Raw genomic sequence first — 17,251 nt, 5'->3', positions numbered from 1 at the left:
CGTGCGCCCGTTCCGCGGCCCCGTACCCTGGTGGGCATGCCCATCGGGAACGTGACGCGCGGGACGACCGGGTACAACCGGCTCCGCCGCGTCGACCGGTGGATCGCCACGCTGCCGGCCCTCCGCCGGAGCACGGACCCGCTCGTCGCGGACGTCGGGTACGGGGCGTCGCCGACGACGACCCTCGAGCTCCGGGACCGCCTGGCCGCCGTCCGCCCCGACGTCGAGGTCACCGGCATCGAGATCGAACCGGCCCGGGTCGCGCTCGCGAACGCCGGCACCCGGGACGGCGTGACGTTCCGGCTCGGCGGCTTCGAGACGCCGACACCCGGGGGCCGCCGCCCCGCCGTGATCCGGGCCTTCAACGTGCTGCGGCAGTACGACGAGTCCCAGGTCGAGGCGTCCTGGCGGATCATGCAGGACCGGCTGCAGCCCGGCGGCGCACTCGTCGAGGGGACCTGCAACGAGGTCGGACGGGTGGCGTCCTGGGTGACGCTCGACGACGTCGCGCCGCAGACCTTCACGGTGTCGCTCCGCCTCGCCGGACTCGACGTGCCCTCGGTCGTGGCCGAACGGCTGCCGAAGGCCCTCATCCACCGGAACGTGCCGGGTGAGCGGGTGCACGCGTTCCTCGGCGACCTCGACCTGGCGTGGGCGGTCGCCGCACCGCTCGGCACGTACGGCCCCCGGCAGCGGTGGATCGCGGCCGTCCGGGGCATGCGGGACCGGGGGTGGCCGGTGCTGCACGGGGTGACGCGGTGGCGGCTCGGGGAGCTCAGCGTGCCCTGGGCCGCGGTGGCCCCGGCCTGACCGCCCGGCGCAGCCGCACTGCCGCGCGGCCGCGGCCGATGCCCGCGCTGCCGAGACTCGGCCGGGCGGACAGTTTCGCGGCCCAGGCCGCGCGGACGTGTCCGCGGAGCCGAGACTCGGCGCGGCCCGCCGCGATCCGCGAGCCGCGGCTAGGAGCGGCGGACGGCGCCGAGCCGGGGCAGCCGCGGCACGTCCGCGGTGGCGCCGGCGCCCGGGGGCACGATGACCTCCTGCGTCGCGGCCACGACCACGTCGTCGGCGGTGAGCGTCAGCGTGGCCGCCGGGTCGAGGGAGCGCTTCACGACCGCGAGCGCGATCGGCCCGAGCTCGTGGTGGATGCCCGACGCGCTCACGCGCCCGACCTCCTTCTCGCCGGCGACGACCGGCGTCCCCGGAGCCGGCAGCACGCCGTCGGACCCGTCGAGGTGCAGCATCACGACCCGGCGCGGCGGGTGGCCGAGGTTGTGGACCTTGGCGACGGTCTCCTGGCCCCGGTAGCAGCCCTTCGACAGGTGCACGGCGGAGCGGAGCCAGTCGAGCTCGTGCGGGATCGTGCGCTCGTCGACGTCGGCGAGCGAGGGGCGCCAGGCGGCGATCCGCAGCGCCTCGTACGCGAGGAGCCCCGCGACGGGTTCGTCGGACGCGGCGATCTGGTCGGCGGTGCCGGGGGTGACCACGGCGATGCGGAGGGTCCAGTCGGAGGCGGGGTGCGCCTCCTGGACGGCGTAGCCCCACCCGCCGGGCGTGACCGACGCCCACGGGTCGACCCACTCGACGAGCGGGGTCTCGGGCAGCTCGGTCGGGGCGAACGGCGCGGTGTCGCCGAACCACCCGATCGTCGCGAACTCGGCGGAGCGGTCGGCGACCTCGACGCGCAGCATGAACCGCATCGAGTCGAGCCAGGCGGCGAGCGGCCGAGCGTCTGCGGGCTCGGTCAGCAGCCACGCCACCGAACCGTCGTCGACGACGCGTGCCGCGTGCTCGACGCGGCCGGACTGGTCGAGGACGAGCGTCTCGGTGCTCGCCCCGACGGACAGGCCGGTCAGCAGCTGCGACGTGATCGAGTTGAGCCACGACAGGCGGTCCGGACCGGTCACGGTCACCACGCCGAGGCCGAGCTCGACGACGGCGCGGCCACGGGCCAGCAGCCGCTGCTCGCCGAGCGGGTTGCCGAAGTGCGCGGCGGGGCCTGCGTCCGTCGCCACGAAGCCGGCGCGACCGGCGAAGGCGGACATCAGTCGACCTTCGCGAGCTGCCCCGAGGCGTGCGAGGTCAGCTCCTTGCCGAGCGCGGCGATGTCCCACGCCCAGAAGAGCTTGCCCTCGACCAGACCGTAGAGCCGGGTCGCCGCGGAGTAGTCCTTGGCGTTCGGCGAGCGCATCACGGCGTCGGTGGCGAGGTCGATCCGGCCCTTGCGGACCCGTCCGACGTAGAGCTCGTTGACGCCGGTGGGGTGGATGATCGCCGCCTCGACGTCGAACCCGTCGGTGGTGTTCCGCAGTGCCTCGACGCTCTCGACGGTGCCGAACGGCGTCGGCCCCTCGCCGAGGAGCATCGCCGGGCCGCGGTCACCGGGCTCGGACGGACGGTCGATCCGCCAGTAGCCCATCTCGGCCGCGAGCGGGGTGTGCTCGTCGTCGAGCAGCCACGTCGTCGACGAGTAGTTGAGGTAGGGCAGTCCGTCGTGGCTGAAGCTCACGCGCTGGCCGAACTCGTACTTCCGGGGCTCGGCTTCGTCGCCGACCGGGTACTCGACCACGCCGGTGCCCTCCCAGACGCCGACGAGCCACGACAGCGGGACGAGTTCGGGCGCGAGACCTTCGGGCAGTTCGATCAACGCTGACCCTTGAACAGCTTCACGACGACGGTCACCGAGACGAACGCGATCGCGAGCGACGCGAGGCCGAGCAGGCCCACGTAGAAGAGCTCGAGCGCAAGCAGCGAATCCATGCCGCGAGTCTACGCGGCACGCCTGACGACGCCAGCCGTCGGGCGGCGGGTCACCGGGTCAGCAGCAGGACCGCGGTGACGAGCACGACGACGAAGGCCCCCGACGACGCGATGCTGATCCGCTCGACCAGCCCGTCCTTCGTCGCGGTGATGAGCTGCAGCACGAAGCTGACCAGCACGCACAGCACGAACACGAGGAGCAGCCAGGCGAACGAGTCCTTCTCGGTCAGCGTGAGCACGAGCACGGCCCCGACGATCGCGAGCAGCCAGACCGGCAGGACGGACGTCAGCCGGAGGCGGCGCTGGTCGGTGGGCTGCACGGGCTCGGTCACGCGCCCCATCATGACAGGACCGCCGCGGGAACGCCCGTCCCGACCGTCCGGCCGGGAAGGGGGCTTCCCGAGCATCACTAGGATGTGTGCACGACTCCCCCACGCCCTGGAGGTCCTGTGGCCCAGCTCCTGGTACTCACCTCAGCCGCGCCCGGCGACGTCCTGCCGAGCCTCGGTCTGCTGAGCCACCGGATCCGCCACGTCCCCGCCGAGGCCGCCCAGCTCGTCAACGCCCCGCAGAGCGACCTCATGTTCGTGGACGCCCGGACGGACCTGGCGAGCGCCAAGGCCCTCTGCAAGATCCTCGCGACGAGCGGCTCGACCACGCCGATCATCCTGGTCGTCACCGAGGGCGGCCTGACCGCGGTCAACAGCGAGTGGAACGTCGACGACGTCGTGCTCGAGACCGCCGGCCCCGCCGAGGTCGACGCCCGCATCCGCCTGACCGCCGGTCGCGCCTCGAAGAACCAGACCGGGTCGAAGATCCAGGCGTCCGGTGTCGTCATCGACGAGGCGAGCTACTCGGCCAAGGTGCGCGGCCGGCCGCTCGACCTCACGTTCAAGGAGTTCGAGCTCCTCCGCTTCTTCGCCACGCACCCGTCGCGGGTGTTCACCCGCGAGCAGCTCCTCAGCGAGGTGTGGGGGTACGACTACTTCGGCGGCACCCGCACGGTCGACGTGCACGTGCGACGGCTCCGCGCGAAGCTCGGGGACCTCGAGTCCCTGATCGGCACGGTGCGCAACGTCGGCTACCGCTTCAACGTCTACGACGACGAGGCCGACCGGCTCGCGGGCCAGTAGTGGTCGACCTGTCGCGCTTCGCCGTCCCGGGTGAGGCACCGCCGTTCTCCGACCAGACCCTGGTCGACGTGCGCGCCGGTCGCGCGAGCGTGCTCGGCGACGAGCGCGGGGTCGCCGTGGTGCGCGACGGCGAGCTGGAGCTCGTGGTCACCCAGGAGGCGCGGGGGCACGGCCTCGGGACCGCCCTCGCCCGGCAGGCGCTCACCCCGGGCGGCGGGGCCGCGGCGCCCCGGCTCGCGTGGGCACACGGGGACCACCCCGCCGCGCGGGCGCTCGCGTCGCGGTTCGGCTGGACGGCGGTCCGGACGCTCCTGCAGCTCCGGGCACCGATCGCGTCGGTCGCCCCGGACCCGGCGGTGCCCGACGGCTACACCCTGTCGGCGTTCCGCGCGGGCGACCCGGGCGACGAGGCCGACTGGCTCGCGCTCAACGCCGCCGCGTTCGCCCACCACCCGGAACAGGGCCGGATGACGCTCGAGGACCTGCGCGCCCGCGAGGCGGACGACTGGTTCTCGGGCGAGGACCTGCTCCTGCTCCGCGACGACTCCGACGCCCTGGCGGGGTCGTGCTGGCTCAAGGTCGAGGACGGCATCGGTGAGTTCTACGCCGTCGCCGTCCGGCCCGACCTGCAGGGACAGGGGCTCGGCGGCGTCCTGATGCGTGCGGGGACCGCTCGTCTGACCGGTCGTGGGCTCACCGCCGCCGCGCTCTACGTCGAGGGCGACAACGAACCCGCGCTGGCGCTCTACCGGCGGTCCGGGTTCACGCAGCACGCGATCGACGTGCAGTACGCCGCGGGCTGAGCCCGACGGCGCACCACGTCGTTCACCGCGGGTTTCCACAGCGTCCACGTGGGGCCCTCCCGGCGCAGGGGTCGGGTGGCAGGATGTGGGCATGGACACCGAACCGCAGCTCGACGGCGACTCCGTCGCACCGGACCTCGACGACTTCGACGAGGTCGTCGAGATCGAGCACGAGTCGCTGCCCACCGACCGCTACTTCGACCGCGAGCTCAGCTGGCTCCGGTTCAACCAGCGCGTCCTCGAACTCGGTGAGGACCGCACGCAGCCGCTGCTCGAGCGCGCGAACTTCCTGGCGATCTTCGCGTCGAACCTCGACGAGTTCTTCATGGTCCGGGTCGCCGGCCTGAAGCGCCGCATCGACACCGGCATCGCCGTCCCGACCAACGTCGGCCGGGCTCCGAGCGACGTCCTGCGCGACATCGCGACGAAGGCGCACGAGCTGCAGGACCGTCACGCGCAGGCGTTCATCGGGTCCCTCAAGCCGGACCTCGACGCCGCGGGCATCCACGTCGAGCACTGGTCCGACCTCGACGAGGCCGACCGGCTCCGGATGCGCGAGTACTTCAACGAGCAGATCTTCCCGGTGCTGATGCCGCTCGCGGTGGACCCGGCGCACCCCTTCCCCTACATCTCCGGGCTGTCGCTCAACCTCGCGGTCCGCGTGCGGAACCCGAAGTCGCAGCGGCAGGAGTTCGCCCGCCTCAAGGTGCCGCAGAACTTCTCGCGGTTCATCAAGCTGCCGGACGACGACTCGGGACTGCTGCGGTTCATCCCGCTCGAGGACCTCATCGCCAACCACCTCGACGACCTCTTCCCCGGGATGGAGGTGCTCGAGCACCACGTGTTCCGGGTCACCCGCAACGAGGACGTCGAGATCGAGGAGGACGAGGCCGAGAACCTCATCCAGGCCCTCGAGCGCGAGCTGCTCCGTCGTCGGTTCGGACCGCCCATCCGCCTCGAGATCACCGAGGACATGGACCCGGTGACGCTCGACCTGCTCGTGCGCGAGCTCGACATCACCGAACAAGAGGTCTTCCGCCTCCCCTCGCCGCTCGATCTCGGCGGGCTGTTCGAGATCGCGAAGATCGCCCGTCCGGACCTGCACTACCCGAAGCACGTGCCGACGACCCCGGTGCAGTTCCAGCCGGGCGAACCGAACACGAAGCCCGACCTCTTCCGCGCCATCGCGGCGAAGGACGTGCTCGTGCACCACCCGTACGAGTCCTTCGCGACGAGCGTCCAGGCGTTCCTCGAGCAGGCCGCGGCCGACCCGAACGTCCTCGCGATCAAGCAGACGCTGTACCGCACCTCCGGCGACAGCCCCATCGTGGAAGCGCTCATCGACGCGGCCGCCGCGGGCAAGCAGGTGCTCGCCCTCGTCGAGATCAAGGCGCGCTTCGACGAGCAGAACAACATCACGTGGGCCCGCAAGCTCGAGAAGGCCGGCGTGCACGTCGTGTACGGCCTGGTCGGGCTGAAGACGCACTCGAAGCTCGTGCTCGTCATCCGGCAGGAGGGCGGCACGCTCAAGCACTACAGCCACATCGGGACGGGCAACTACAACCCGAAGACCTCGCGCATCTACGAGGACATGGGGCTGTTCACGTCGGACGACGTCGTGGGCAAGGACCTGACGCGCCTGTTCAACGAGCTGTCGGGCTACGCGATCGAGAAGAAGTTCAAGCGCCTGCTCGTCGCGCCGCTGCACCTGCGGAAGGGGCTGCTCAAGCGCATCCAGACCGAGGCGGACAACGCTCGGGCCGGCAAGCCCTCCGGGATCCGGATCAAGGTCAACTCGATGGTCGACGAGCAGATCATCGACGCGCTGTACCTGGCCAGCCAGGCCGGCGTGCCGGTGGACGTCTGGGTGCGCGGCATCTGCTCGCTCAAGCCCGGCATGGAAGGCGTCAGCGACACCATCCGGGTGCGCAGCGTCGTCGGTCGGTACCTCGAGCACTCGCGGGCGTTCGCGTTCCACAACGGCGGCGACCCGGCCGTGCTCATCGGCTCGGCGGACATGATGCACCGCAACCTCGACCGCCGCGTCGAGGCCCTCGTGCGGCTGTCGGACCCGGCGCACGTGAACGAGGTCCACGAGATGTTCGACCTCGCGATGGCGGACACGACGAGCTCGTGGCACCTCGAGTCGGACGGCGAGTGGACGCGCCACTCGACGGACGACGACGGCCGACCGCTCGACGACGTGCAGAATGTCCTCATGCGGAAGATCTCGGCGCGGAAGCGCTCCACTCGGTGAGCGGCGGCTCCCAAGGGCCGGTCGTCGCTGCGGGTGCCGTCGTCTGGCGCGAGCAGGACGGCATCCCGCTCGTGCTGCTCATCCACCGTGACCACCACAAGGACGTCTCGTTCCCCAAGGGCAAGGTCGACCCGGGTGAGAGCGTCCCGACGACCGCCGTGCGCGAGATCGTCGAGGAGACCGGGTACCGCGTGCACCTCGGTGCACCCCTGGGCACGGCCGAGTACGTGCTGCCGAGCGGCCGCGACAAGGTCGTGCACTACTGGTCCGCCCGGGTGCCCTCCAAGGAGTACGAGCGCGCCGGCAGGTTCCACCCGAACGACGAGGTCGCCGCGATCGAGTGGGTCACCCTCGACGACGCCCGCCACCGGCTGACCTACGACCGTGACGTCGCCATCCTCGACCGGTTCGCGGACCGCGTCGCCGCGGGGCACCACCGCACCTTCGCACTCATCGCCCTGCGGCACGCCAAGACGGTGCCAGGCTCGGACTGGAACGGCCCGGATGCCACCCGTCCGCTGCTGCCCGTCGGCCGGTCGCAGGCGAAGTCGGTCGCGTCGCCGGTGGCCGCGTTCGGTCCGAAGAAGATCGTCAGCAGCACCGCCGCCCGGTGCCTCGCGACGGTCGAACCGCTCTCCGACCGCACGCACCTCGGGGTGTCGAGCACGCCGGACATCAGCCAGGACGCACACGACCACGGTGCGGCCAACGTCAAGGGCGTCGTGCAGAAGCGGCTCGACAAGGCGAAGACCACCGTCCTGTGCTCGCACGGTCCCGTGCTGCCCGACATCATCGCCCGCATCGCGACCGCGACGGCCGACGACAGCGGCCGCTTCGACCTCCGCCGGGCCGCCATGCTCTCGGTGGGCGACTTCTCGGTGATGCACATCGCCGACGGCACGCTCGTGGCCGTCGAGACGCACCGCAACCCCGTCCCCGCGTAGGCCGGACGCCGGGGCCGAGCCGCGCCTCCCGGCTCCTGGGGTGCATGCGCATGCATGCGCCCGTTCTCGGCGCGCCGTTCCCGATCCTGCACCCGCCACGGGCTCGGCGCACGTCGCCCCGTCCGGGACAACCCCTCGTTCACCTCCCGTTCACCAGGGCGGGTGATCCCCGTCACCTCGTGTCCCTACAGTCGCTCCCGGGTCAGCACCGGCCCACGGGACCAGCAGCGGTCCCACCTGCACTGACATTCCCGAAGGGACCCCTGTGAACATCAAGCGAATCGGTACGGTCGCGGCAATCGCGATCGCCGGCGCGGTCGTGCTCTCCTCGTGCGCGGCGAACGAGGGCGCGAGCACCAGCCCGTCCTCCAGCTCCAGCTCCGGCACCGACTACTCGAAGCTCTCGGGCACGCTGACGGGCTCGGGCTCGTCCGCACAGCAGACCGCGCAGGCCACCTGGACCGCCGGCTTCCAGAACGTCGCCTCGGGCGTCACGGTCAACTACTCGCCCGACGGTTCGGGCGCCGGCCGCAAGAACTTCATCTCGGGTGCCGCGGACTTCGCCGGCTCCGACGCCGCGCTGAGCGACGAGGAGCTCTCGGGCTCGTTCGCCGCCTGCGCCGCGGACTCGAAGGCCATCGACATCCCGGTCTACATCTCCCCGATCGCGATTGCCTACAAGGTCGACGGCGTCAAGGACCTCACGCTCGACGCGAAGACCATCGCGGGCATCTTCTCCGGCAAGATCACGAAGTGGAACGACTCCGAGATCACCGCGCTCAACAAGGACGCGACGCTCCCGGACGCGAACATCACCGTCGTGCACCGCTCGGACGACTCGGGCACCACCGAGAACTTCTCGGAGTACCTCGACGCGAACGCGAAGGACGTCTGGGGTAAGGACCCGAGCCAGACCTTCCCGTACCAGGTCGGTGACGCCGCCGCGAAGACCTCGGGTGTCGCCTCCTCGATGGCCAGCGCCTCGAACGCCATCACCTACATCGACGACTCCGGCGCCGGTGACCTCGACAAGGCCAAGCTCATGGTCGGCGACAAGGCCACCACGATCTCGGCCGAGGGTGCTGCCACCGTCGTCGCCGACTCGAAGACCGTCGAGGGCCGCGCGGACAACGACCTCGCGATCGACATCAACCGCACCGACACCGCCGACAACGCGTGGCCGCTCGTGCTCGTCTCCTACGCCATCGCGTGCCAGGAGTACAAGGACTCGGCGAAGGGTGAGCTCGTGAAGGGCTACCTCGACTACGTCGTCTCGAAGGACGCGCAGGACGCCGCCGCGAAGGAGGCCAAGTCGGCCGCCCTCTCGACCGACCTGTCGGAGAAGGCCGCCAAGGCCGTCGCCTCCATCAAGTAAGGCACCCTGAGCGCCCGGACGCCGGTCCCACCCACTCGACCGGCGTCCGGGCACTCGCCCGTCCACTCGGGGAACCGAGCGCGACACCGCAGCACCGGACACCCGACCTCCCGCCTCCCCCGGCGTACCTCCGACAGGAGCCCCATGACGACCGCACCGGCCCAGCCAGGGGCCACCGTCACCCCCAAGCCGAAGCCCGTCGTCCGCATCGGCGACCGCGTCTTCTCCGCCGCCTCGGTCATCTCCGGCGGTCTCATCCTCTTCGTCCTGATCCTCGTCGCCGCGTTCCTCGTGTGGCAGAGCCTCCCGGCCTTCAGCGCCAAGGTCGGCGAGCTCCCCAACGGCGCGACGAACTTCTGGGACTTCGTCGGTCCGCTCGTGTTCGGCACGATCTGGTCCGCGCTCATCGCGCTCGTGATCGCCGTGCCGCTCGCGCTCGGCATCGCCCTCTTCATCTCGCACTACGCGCCCCGTCGTCTGGCGCCGGTCCTCGGCTACGTCATCGACCTGCTCGCCGCGGTGCCGTCGGTCGTCTACGGCCTGTGGGGCATCGTGGTCCTCGCGCCGTTCGTGAAGCCGTTCTACGTCTTCCTCAACACCTACTTCGGCTGGTTCCCGCTCTTCTCCGGTCAGGTGACCGGGACGGGCCGCACGATCCTCACCGCGTCGATCGTGCTCGCCGTGATGGCGATCCCGATCATGACCGCCGTGATGCGTGAGATCTTCCTGCAGGCGCCGACCCTCAACGAGGAGGCCGCCCTGGCCCTCGGCGCCACCCGCTGGGAGATGATCCGTCTGTCGGTGCTGCCGTTCGCCAAGTCCGGCATCGTGTCCGCGATCATGCTCGGTCTCGGCCGCGCGCTCGGCGAGACGATGGCGGTCGCGCTGGTGCTGTCGGTGTCGACGAACGTGACCTTCCAGGTCCTCATCGCGCAGAACCCCTCGACGATCGCGGCGAACATCGCCCTGCAGTTCGCCGAGGCGTCCGGCACGGCCCTGAACGCCCTCATCGCGACGGGCCTGATCCTCTTCGTCATCACCCTGGTCATCAACATGCTCGCGCGGTACATCGTCCGCAAGCGAGTGAGCTGAGAGGTCCGCCCCGATGTCCCTCGCCATCCGTCAGTCCGGAGTGTCCGGCAACGTCTACGCCACCGGCAAGCTGCACAAGTCCGTGCCGTGGCTGCTCCTCGTCGGCTCCTGGGTCGCCCTGATCCTCGTGTTCGCCCTCCTCAACGTCGGCGGCGCGGTCAAGGACTTCAACGTCGTCGCCGCGGTGTTCCTCGGCACGGTCCTGTTCGACGTCCTCATCGTCGTGGTTTCGCGCATCGTCGAGGGTGGCCGCAAGGCGGTCGACCGGCTCGTCACCTCGCTCGTCGTCACGGCGTTCGTCATCGCGGTGCTGCCGCTGGTGTCGCTGCTGTGGACGGTGCTCGGCGACGGCCTCGCCCGGTTCGACGCGCAGTTCTTCTCGTACTCGATGCGCGGGGTCATCTCCGAGGGCGGCGGCGCCATCCACGCGCTCGTCGGCACGCTCGAGATCACGCTGTTCGCCGCGCTCATCTCGGTGCCGATCGGTCTGCTCACCTCCATCTACCTGGTCGAGTACGGCAAGGGCGTCCTCGCGAAGGGCATCACCTTCTTCGTCGACGTGATGACGGGCATCCCCTCGATCGTCGCCGGTCTCTTCGCGTACTCGCTGTTCGCGCTCTTCCTCGGTCCGGGTGCCCGCTTCGGCCTGGTCGGCTCCGTCGCCCTCTCGGTGCTGATGATCCCGATCGTCGTGCGCTCCACCGAGGAGGTCCTGAAGATCGTCCCGATGGAGCTCCGCGAGGCCTCGTACGCACTGGGTGTCCCGAAGTACCTGACGATCCTGAAGGTCGTGCTGCCCACGTCGCTCGCCGGCATCACCACGGGCGTCATGCTCTCGATCGCCCGCGTCATCGGCGAGACCGCTCCCCTGCTCGTCACGGCGGGGTTCACGGCGAGCCTGAACTACGACCTGTTCAAGGACCCGATGATGACCCTGCCGGTGTTCGCGTACACGCAGTACTCGCAGCAGGGCGCCAACCCGGTGCCGTTCGTCGACCGGGCGTGGACCGCCGCGCTCGTGCTCATCCTCATCGTGATGCTGCTCAACCTGCTCGCACGCTTCATCACGCGCCTGTTCGCCCCCAAGCTCCCGCGCTGACCCGCGGAACCACCCACCCCGAAGGAACACAGTGTCCAAGCGCATCGAGGTCGACGGCCTCAACGTCTACTACTCGAAGTTCAAGGCGGTCGAGGGCGTCGACATGACGATCGAGCCCCGCACCGTGACCGCGTTCATCGGCCCGTCCGGCTGCGGCAAGTCCACCTTCCTCCGCACCCTCAACCGCATGCACGAGGTCATCCCCGGCGCCTACGTCGAGGGCTCCGTCAAGATCGACGGCGACGACCTGTACGGCGCGGGCGTCGACCCGGTGCTCGTCCGTCGGCAGGTCGGCATGGTCTTCCAGCGCCCGAACCCGTTCCCGACGATGTCCATCAAGGACAACGTGCTCGCCGGCGTGAAGCTCAACAACAAGCGGCTCTCCCGCTCCGAGGCCGACGAGATCGTCGAGCGCTCCCTGCAGGGCGCGAACCTCTGGAACGAGGTCAAGGACCGCCTCGAGAAGCCCGGCATGGGCCTGTCCGGCGGGCAGCAGCAGCGTCTCTGCATCGCCCGTGCGATCGCGGTGCAGCCCGACGTGCTCCTCATGGACGAGCCGTGCTCGGCGCTCGACCCGATCTCGACCCTCGCGATCGAAGACCTCATCGAGGAGCTGAAGAAGGAGTACACGATCGTGATCGTGACCCACAACATGCAGCAGGCCTCGCGCGTCAGCGACAAGACGGCGTTCTTCAACATCGCGGGGACCGGTGCGCCGGGCAAGCTCATCGAGTTCGACGACACCGCCACGATGTTCTCGAACCCGTCCGTCCAGGCCACCGAGGACTACGTCTCCGGCCGCTTCGGTTGATCGACCGCCCCCCTTCACGACGGCCCCGTCGGACTCCGGTCCGGCGGGGCCGTCGCCGTTCCGTGTCGTTCCTTCCCAGGACGCGCGCGAGGGGATGAGGAAACGGGCGTACCTGGTGAGAAGTTTCGACCAGGCACGCCCGCTTCGGTCAGGTACGCCCGTTTCGGTCAGGTACGCCCGTCTCGGTCAGGTACGCCCGCTTTGGGTCAGGTACGCCCGCTTCGGTCAGGTACGCCCGCTTCGGTCAGGTACGCCCGCTTCGGTCAGCTACGCCCGCTTCGGTCAGCTACGCCCGCTTCGGCACGGGTGACGGGGCGGTGTGCGCTGCGGGGGCGGGCGGCGGACGGGAGGCGCGGCCCGCTCCCGCCCCGCCGAGTCCGCCCGTGACCGGGCACGCTGGCACGTTCCTTCCCAGGACGGCCGCGATGGAATGAGGAAACGGGCGTACCTGGTCAGAAGTTCTGACCAGGTACGCCCGTTTCGACCAGGTACGCCCTCGCGGGCACGCCCAGGGCGCCCGGGTCAGGCCGAGGTGGTCGGGACCGCCATGATCGGGGTCGTCGTCGGCTGCTCCGAGCCGCCGGCGGGCTCCACCGTCATGCCGATCGTCACACCGTGCGAGAGCGTCCCGGTGAGGACCGCCGAGTGCACACCGGTGGACACGTGGTCCATCAGGCCGGCCGCGTTGATCTTGCCGCCGGTGCCCTCGGAACCGATGTACCAGAGCTCGTAGGTCTTGCCCTCCGGAGCCGCGGGGACCCCGTCGAGGATGACCGCGGACTTGCCGACCTCGTTCGACCAGACGACCGTGGCCGTCCCGCCGCCCGAGACCTTCGCCGTGGTGCGCTTGAAGTCCGACGCGGCGTAGATGCGGTCGAGTCCGCCGGACGCCTGCGTCGTCCCCGGACCGGGCTGGTTCGAGGGAGCGAAGGTCGTGCCGACGCCGAGTCCGACGCCGAGGAAGACCACGGCGACGGCCGCTGCGGCGGACAGTGCCGCTGCCGGACGCTGGAACCAGCGGCGGCGAGCCTTGTCCGAAGCCGCACCACCGGTGGAGGTGCGGGTCGAGGCGGGGGAGAACCGCGCCTCCTGGCCGGCGTCGTCGACCGTGGTCGTCGTGGCTGGGGCGCTCGTGGCCGACGCAACGGACTGCGGGGCCACCGGAGCAGCCTGCGGGGTCGTCGCGATCTGGGCCATCAGGGACGCCTTGAGCGACGAGGGCGGCTCGATCGGGGTCACCGCGTAGGCGAGCTGCAGCGCGGTCTCGCGCAGCGAGTCCGTCTCGGCCTGCAGCTCCGGCGCGGTCGAGAGCGCGGAGTCGAACAGTGCTCGCTCCTCGTCCGACAGTGCATCGAGGGCGTGCGAACCGGTCAGCAGTGCCGGGTCGTCGTGTCGTTCGGTCATGATGTCACCCCCATCTCGTCGCGGAGTCTGATCATCCCGTCACGGAGACGGGTCTTGACGGTGCCGATCGGGACACCGAGGTGGTCGGCCATCTCGCTGTGCGAGTAGCCGCCGTAGTAAGCGAGTTGCACGGCCTGGCGCTGGAACTCGGTGAGCTTCGCGAGCGCCCGGCTGACGCGTTCGTGTTCGATCCGGATCTCGACCGACTCGGACACCTGGTCGAAGCCGGCCTCGAAGTCGCGGATGCCGATCTTCGTGTCGCGGTCGTGCGACGCCTGCGAGGCCCGCACCCGGTCGACCGCTCGGCGGTGCGCCATGGTGAGGATCCAGCTCGCTGCCGTACCGCGCTTGCGGTCGTAGCGGGTGGCCTGCTGCCAGACCTCGAGGAAGACCTCCTGCGTGACCTCTTCGGACTGTGCACGGTCCCGGAGGAGCCGCGTCACGAGTCCGAGCACGCGTCCGGAGAGGACGTCGTACAGGTCGGAGAAGGCTGCCTGGTCGCCGGTCGCCACGCGGGCGAGGAGGTCGTCTGGGGACGCCTGAGCCGGCTCGGTCGAACTCCAGCTCTCGGTGTCGCTATCCACGATGGCAAGCATTGCAGGTTTCCCTCCTCTCGGTTGCGATCTGGCTGTGAGTTGTGGGCCGCGACCCGACCACGCGCTCGGGTCGCGTGGTCGGGTCAGCGGTCGGTCGAGCGCGAGGGCCCGCGTGACCCGCAGGGAATTGACCGCCAGGGAGCGGACCGGGTCGCACGGGACCCTCGCTGTCGTGGCCGGCTCATCACCTGCCACGGTGATGATTCGGCACCCTCGCCCGAGCGGATTGGAGCGGTTCTCACCCCTCGTTCCCGGGGCACGCCCGAGCGCGGATCTGTCCACCGAGAGTGAACAGGGCCACGAGCACCGCGAGCGTCTCGTAGACTCGGTGTCGCCGGGCCGCAGCAAGCCCCGGGCTCCAAAATTCGCCGCTTCGAGCGGCCTCGCGCCGAGAGGCGCTTCTGCGGCCCGGTTCTTCCATGCCTGGAGTCGGGCGTCGCGGGTGGCGTCGTCGGCCCGGGCGCTCTCGCGGCTCGCGGCCGGTCGCGTTGCTGGCCGGTCGCTCGGCCGGCCGGTCGTGTTGCTGGCTGGTCGCGTTGCTGGCCGGGAGGCGCGGTGCGCGCCCGCCCCGCTGGCCGCTCAGTCCAAGCTGTCGCGGCGCCAGAGCGACGCCGCCTCGGTGAGGTCGGCCGCCAGTTCCGACAGGCGGAGCGCGCGGGTCGTGAGCTCCGACGCCCGGGCGCCCGCCGTCAGGTCCGCGTCGTCCGCGACGGCCGTCGCCCCGGCCGCGGTGAGTCGGCAGAACGCGGCGCCCCGGTCGAGCGCCACCGCGAGGTCCCCCGTGTAGAGGCCGTGCAGGATGCGGTCCGCCAGGGTCAGGATCTCCGCCGGACCGGTCGGCTGCTCGGCCCCGGCGACGGCCTGGTCGATCGTCCCGATCCGTTCCGTGCCCCGTGCGAAGAGGTACGCGATCTCCTCGGGGTTCTGCCGGATCACCGTCCGGACGAGGTAGATCCGCCACAGCGCGCCGGGGAGCGTGTGCGCCCCAACCCGCGCCCACAGCTCGGCGATGGCGTCGATGCCGTGCACGTCCGTGTAGGTCACCAGGCGCTCGACGACCGCCGGGTCCGGGTCCTGCCGCACACGGTGGAGCAGGGCGTTCGCGGTCTCGTGCGCGACGCGGTTCACCACGGCGGGGTCCTCGCCGCCCTGGATCGCGGCGAACTCCTGGTCGGTGAAGTGGACGGGACGGTGGTGATCGCGAGGCACCGCGTCAGTGTAGGCACGGTCGGCGACGTGCCCGGGCGTCGTTCGCCCAGAACGCAACGCCTCCGCCGCGCGTACCGTGACTGACCGGGAGGCGCTCCTCCCGCACGCGAAGGAAGAGGACTCCCATGAACCCCCTGCTCATCATCCTGGCCGTGATCGCGGTCGTCCTGCTGTTCGTCGGTGGCTTCACCGCGAGCCTGAAGTTCCTGCTCTGGGTCGGCATCGTGCTGCTCATCGTCGCGGTGGTCCTGTGGCTGCTGCGCACGCTCACCGGACGCCGCGGCTGACCCGCCCACCCGGTTCTTCCCAGAGGCCCTCACCCGCTAGCCTTGCGGGTGAGGGCCTCTAGCTCAGTTGGTAGAGCACCGGACTTTTAATCCGAGGGTCGTGGGTTCGAGCCCCACGGGGCCCACACCCTCCCGGCCGCCGGCTTTTCATCCGAGGGTCGTGGGTTCGAGCCCCACGGGGCCCACACCCTCCCGAACGCCGGCTTTTCATCCGAGGGTCGTGGGTTCGAGCCCCACGGGGCCCACACCCTCCCGAACGCCGGCTTTTCATCCGAGGGTCGTGGGTTCGAGCCCCACGGAGCCCACACCCTCCCGGCCCACGTCCCCCACCACGACCGCTCGCGTCAAGGCGCGTCGCTTAGGATCGGCCCCATGCGCGATCGCCCCACCGGCAGGATCGGCTCACTGGACGGACTCCGCGGCGTCGCCGCAGCCGTCGTCGTGGTCCACCACACGCTGCTCACCATCCCGGCGTTCTCCGACGGCAACTACCGCGCAGCCGTCCCCGGGTGGGCCAGCTGGCTCGTCTACTCCCCGGCGCACGTGCTGTGGGCCGGCAGCGAGGCCGTCTTCGTCTTCTTCGTCCTCAGCGGGTTCGTGCTCACCCTGCCGGCACTCCGCCGCTCGCAGGACTGGATCGCCTACTACCCGAGCCGACTCGTGCGCCTCTACCTGCCGGTGCTGGTGTCGATCGGACTGGCACTCGCCCTGTTCTTCCTGGTCCCCCGACAGGACCAACCGCACCAGTCGTACTGGATCAACCGGCACGCCGAACCGCTGTCCCTGCACAGCCTGTTCAACGACGTCACGCTCCTGTCGCCGTCGCTGGTGAACAGCCCGCTCTGGTCCCTCACGTGGGAGGTCTTCTTCTCCCTCCTCCTCCCGCTCTTCGTGTCGATCGCCGCCGTGACGAGACGCTGGTGGTGGGCGACCGGGATCATCGGGATCGTGCTGTCCTCGATCGGCTGGTACGAACACGTGCTCTGGTTGACCTACCTGCCGATGTTCCTCATCGGGTCAGCGCTCGCCGCAGGCTGGGAACGGATCCCGGACGTCGGCACCCTCGTCGGGTGGGTCCTCCTGCCCGCGTCCCTGGCCGGGATCACCGCCGAATGGTGGCTGCCGGACGACGCATGGTGGTCGCCGGCCGTCCGAGCGATCGTGCTCGCGTCGGCCGGGGTCATCGTCGTCCTGGCCGGCAAGTGGCTCCCCGCCGAGCGCTTCCTGCTCGGCGGCGTCCCGCGGGAACTCGGACGCCTCTCCTTCAGCCTCTACCTCGTGCACGAGCCGGTGACGGTGTCGCTCGCGAACCTGCTGCCGGCCACGTTCCCGTCGTGGCTGATCGTCGTCGCGATCCCGATCGGGCTCGGTGTGGCCGTCGTCTTCTCGCGGTTCGTGGAGCTCCCCGCGCACCGTCTGGCGAAGCGGATCGCGAAGACGCTGTCAACGAAGCCCCCGGTGCCGCAGGCTGTCTGACGGTT

General features: G+C 70.6%; 17 protein-coding genes and 1 tRNA gene. 12 read left to right on the top strand and 6 right to left on the bottom strand.

Features of this window, described 5'->3' with window-relative positions; translation table 11 throughout:
• The first annotated feature begins 36 nt into the window (after nucleotides 1–36).
• Nucleotides 37–810: a class I SAM-dependent methyltransferase gene (locus tag ACQXVK_RS06430; protein WP_430853055.1), complete on the top strand. Its 774-nt coding sequence runs from the start codon at nucleotides 37–39 to the stop codon at nucleotides 808–810.
• Between the two features lie 149 nt (nucleotides 811–959).
• Here the strand turns inward: ACQXVK_RS06430 and ACQXVK_RS06425 are convergent, their stop codons facing one another.
• The 3 genes from ACQXVK_RS06425 to ACQXVK_RS06415 all read right to left on the bottom strand — a co-directional run bounded on the left by ACQXVK_RS06425 (nucleotide 960) and on the right by ACQXVK_RS06415 (nucleotide 3,092).
• Nucleotides 960–2,045: a YgfZ/GcvT domain-containing protein gene (locus ACQXVK_RS06425; RefSeq protein WP_430853054.1), complete on the bottom strand. Its 1,086-nt coding sequence runs from the start codon at nucleotides 2,043–2,045 to the stop codon at nucleotides 960–962.
• Nucleotides 2,045–2,647: an FABP family protein gene (locus ACQXVK_RS06420; RefSeq protein ID WP_022906631.1), complete on the bottom strand. Its 603-nt coding sequence runs from the start codon at nucleotides 2,645–2,647 to the stop codon at nucleotides 2,045–2,047. Before ACQXVK_RS06420 ends, ACQXVK_RS06425 begins: the two co-directional genes overlap by 1 nt.
• A gap of 163 nt (nucleotides 2,648–2,810) precedes the next feature.
• The gene (locus ACQXVK_RS06415; RefSeq protein WP_148286910.1) at nucleotides 2,811–3,092 is read right to left on the bottom strand and encodes a hypothetical protein; all 282 of its coding nucleotides are present in this window, start codon (nucleotides 3,090–3,092) and stop codon (nucleotides 2,811–2,813) included.
• 117 nt (nucleotides 3,093–3,209) lie between these two features.
• Here ACQXVK_RS06415 and ACQXVK_RS06410 point away from each other — a divergent pair, with 117 nt between their 5' ends.
• The 8 genes from ACQXVK_RS06410 to pstB all read left to right on the top strand — a co-directional run bounded on the left by ACQXVK_RS06410 (nucleotide 3,210) and on the right by pstB (nucleotide 12,274).
• Nucleotides 3,210–3,893 (top strand): winged helix-turn-helix domain-containing protein, encoded by a 684-nt coding sequence (locus tag ACQXVK_RS06410; RefSeq protein WP_022906634.1) that lies wholly within the window; start codon nucleotides 3,210–3,212, stop codon nucleotides 3,891–3,893.
• Nucleotides 3,893–4,696: a mycothiol synthase gene (mshD, locus tag ACQXVK_RS06405; RefSeq protein WP_430853053.1), complete on the top strand. Its 804-nt coding sequence runs from the start codon at nucleotides 3,893–3,895 to the stop codon at nucleotides 4,694–4,696. The genes ACQXVK_RS06410 and mshD overlap by 1 nt, the downstream gene beginning before the upstream one ends.
• Before the next feature lie 91 nt (nucleotides 4,697–4,787).
• Nucleotides 4,788–6,953, top strand: coding sequence for an RNA degradosome polyphosphate kinase (locus ACQXVK_RS06400; protein ID WP_402267020.1), 2,166 nt, complete (start codon nucleotides 4,788–4,790; stop codon nucleotides 6,951–6,953).
• A complete protein-coding gene (locus ACQXVK_RS06395) occupies nucleotides 6,950–7,897 on the top strand; it encodes an NUDIX hydrolase (RefSeq protein WP_416394367.1) in 948 nt (315 codons plus the stop codon). Before ACQXVK_RS06400 ends, ACQXVK_RS06395 begins: the two co-directional genes overlap by 4 nt.
• Nucleotides 7,898–8,162: 265 nt before the next feature.
• The gene (locus ACQXVK_RS06390) at nucleotides 8,163–9,272 is read left to right on the top strand and encodes a phosphate ABC transporter substrate-binding protein PstS (RefSeq protein ID WP_022906638.1); all 1,110 of its coding nucleotides are present in this window, start codon (nucleotides 8,163–8,165) and stop codon (nucleotides 9,270–9,272) included.
• 144 nt (nucleotides 9,273–9,416) lie between these two features.
• Complete coding sequence (gene pstC, locus ACQXVK_RS06385; RefSeq protein WP_416394365.1) at nucleotides 9,417–10,364, top strand: phosphate ABC transporter permease subunit PstC; 948 nt, start codon at nucleotides 9,417–9,419, stop codon at nucleotides 10,362–10,364.
• A gap of 13 nt (nucleotides 10,365–10,377) precedes the next feature.
• On the top strand, nucleotides 10,378–11,463 hold the full coding sequence (pstA, locus tag ACQXVK_RS06380; RefSeq protein ID WP_430853052.1) for a phosphate ABC transporter permease PstA: 1,086 nt from the start codon (nucleotides 10,378–10,380) through the stop codon (nucleotides 11,461–11,463).
• 31 nt (nucleotides 11,464–11,494) lie between these two features.
• Entirely contained in the window at nucleotides 11,495–12,274 is a 780-nt protein-coding gene (gene pstB / locus ACQXVK_RS06375; RefSeq protein WP_416394363.1) for a phosphate ABC transporter ATP-binding protein PstB, read from the top strand.
• A 522-nt stretch (nucleotides 12,275–12,796) separates the two neighbouring features.
• Here pstB and ACQXVK_RS06370 read toward each other — a convergent pair.
• From ACQXVK_RS06370 to ACQXVK_RS06360, 3 genes are all read right to left on the bottom strand, one after another.
• The gene (locus ACQXVK_RS06370) at nucleotides 12,797–13,678 is read right to left on the bottom strand and encodes an anti-sigma factor (protein ID WP_402267008.1); all 882 of its coding nucleotides are present in this window, start codon (nucleotides 13,676–13,678) and stop codon (nucleotides 12,797–12,799) included.
• Nucleotides 13,675–14,274, bottom strand: a complete 600-nt coding sequence (gene sigK / locus ACQXVK_RS06365; protein WP_022906643.1) for an ECF RNA polymerase sigma factor SigK — start codon at nucleotides 14,272–14,274, stop codon at nucleotides 13,675–13,677. Before sigK ends, ACQXVK_RS06370 begins: the two co-directional genes overlap by 4 nt.
• Before the next feature lie 579 nt (nucleotides 14,275–14,853).
• On the bottom strand, nucleotides 14,854–15,483 hold the full coding sequence (locus tag ACQXVK_RS06360; RefSeq protein ID WP_402267005.1) for a DNA-directed RNA polymerase subunit beta: 630 nt from the start codon (nucleotides 15,481–15,483) through the stop codon (nucleotides 14,854–14,856).
• Between the two features lie 125 nt (nucleotides 15,484–15,608).
• Here ACQXVK_RS06360 and ACQXVK_RS06355 point away from each other — a divergent pair, with 125 nt between their 5' ends.
• The 3 genes from ACQXVK_RS06355 (at nucleotide 15,609) to ACQXVK_RS06345 (ending at nucleotide 17,246) form a co-directional block, all read left to right on the top strand.
• Nucleotides 15,609–15,770 carry a hypothetical protein gene (locus ACQXVK_RS06355; RefSeq protein ID WP_022906645.1) on the top strand — a complete coding sequence of 54 codons (162 nt, stop codon included), beginning with the start codon at nucleotides 15,609–15,611 and terminating at the stop codon, nucleotides 15,768–15,770.
• A 52-nt stretch (nucleotides 15,771–15,822) separates the two neighbouring features.
• A tRNA-Lys gene (locus ACQXVK_RS06350) sits at nucleotides 15,823–15,895 on the top strand.
• A gap of 247 nt (nucleotides 15,896–16,142) precedes the next feature.
• Nucleotides 16,143–17,246: an acyltransferase family protein gene (locus ACQXVK_RS06345; RefSeq protein WP_430853051.1), complete on the top strand. Its 1,104-nt coding sequence runs from the start codon at nucleotides 16,143–16,145 to the stop codon at nucleotides 17,244–17,246.
• Nucleotides 17,247–17,251: the final 5 nt, after the last annotated feature.

Origin of the sequence: Curtobacterium sp. AB451, assembly GCF_050585845.1 — a bacterium.
Classification (GTDB): Bacteria; Actinomycetota; Actinomycetes; order Actinomycetales; family Microbacteriaceae; genus Curtobacterium.
The sequence above is the reverse complement of the archived record's forward strand: the minus strand, read 5'-3'. Positions and strand labels throughout refer to the sequence as shown.

Bases quoted from the DNA above. Each gene is read 5' to 3' on its own strand.
- ACQXVK_RS06430 (WP_430853055.1), top strand. From the start codon at position 37: ATGCCCATCGGGAACGTGACGCGCGGGACGACCGGGTACAACCGGCTC.
- ACQXVK_RS06425 (WP_430853054.1), bottom strand. From the start codon at position 2,045: ATGTCCGCCTTCGCCGGTCGCGCCGGCTTCGTGGCGACGGACGCAGGC.
- ACQXVK_RS06400 (WP_402267020.1), top strand. From the start codon at position 4,788: ATGGACACCGAACCGCAGCTCGACGGCGACTCCGTCGCACCGGACCTC.
- pstC (WP_416394365.1), top strand. From the start codon at position 9,417: ATGACGACCGCACCGGCCCAGCCAGGGGCCACCGTCACCCCCAAGCCG.
- pstA (WP_430853052.1), top strand. From the start codon at position 10,378: ATGTCCCTCGCCATCCGTCAGTCCGGAGTGTCCGGCAACGTCTACGCC.
- ACQXVK_RS06370 (WP_402267008.1), bottom strand. From the start codon at position 13,678: ATGACCGAACGACACGACGACCCGGCACTGCTGACCGGTTCGCACGCC.
- sigK (WP_022906643.1), bottom strand. From the start codon at position 14,274: ATGCTTGCCATCGTGGATAGCGACACCGAGAGCTGGAGTTCGACCGAG.
- ACQXVK_RS06355 (WP_022906645.1), top strand. From the start codon at position 15,609: ATGAACCCCCTGCTCATCATCCTGGCCGTGATCGCGGTCGTCCTGCTG.
- ACQXVK_RS06345 (WP_430853051.1), top strand. From the start codon at position 16,143: ATGCGCGATCGCCCCACCGGCAGGATCGGCTCACTGGACGGACTCCGC.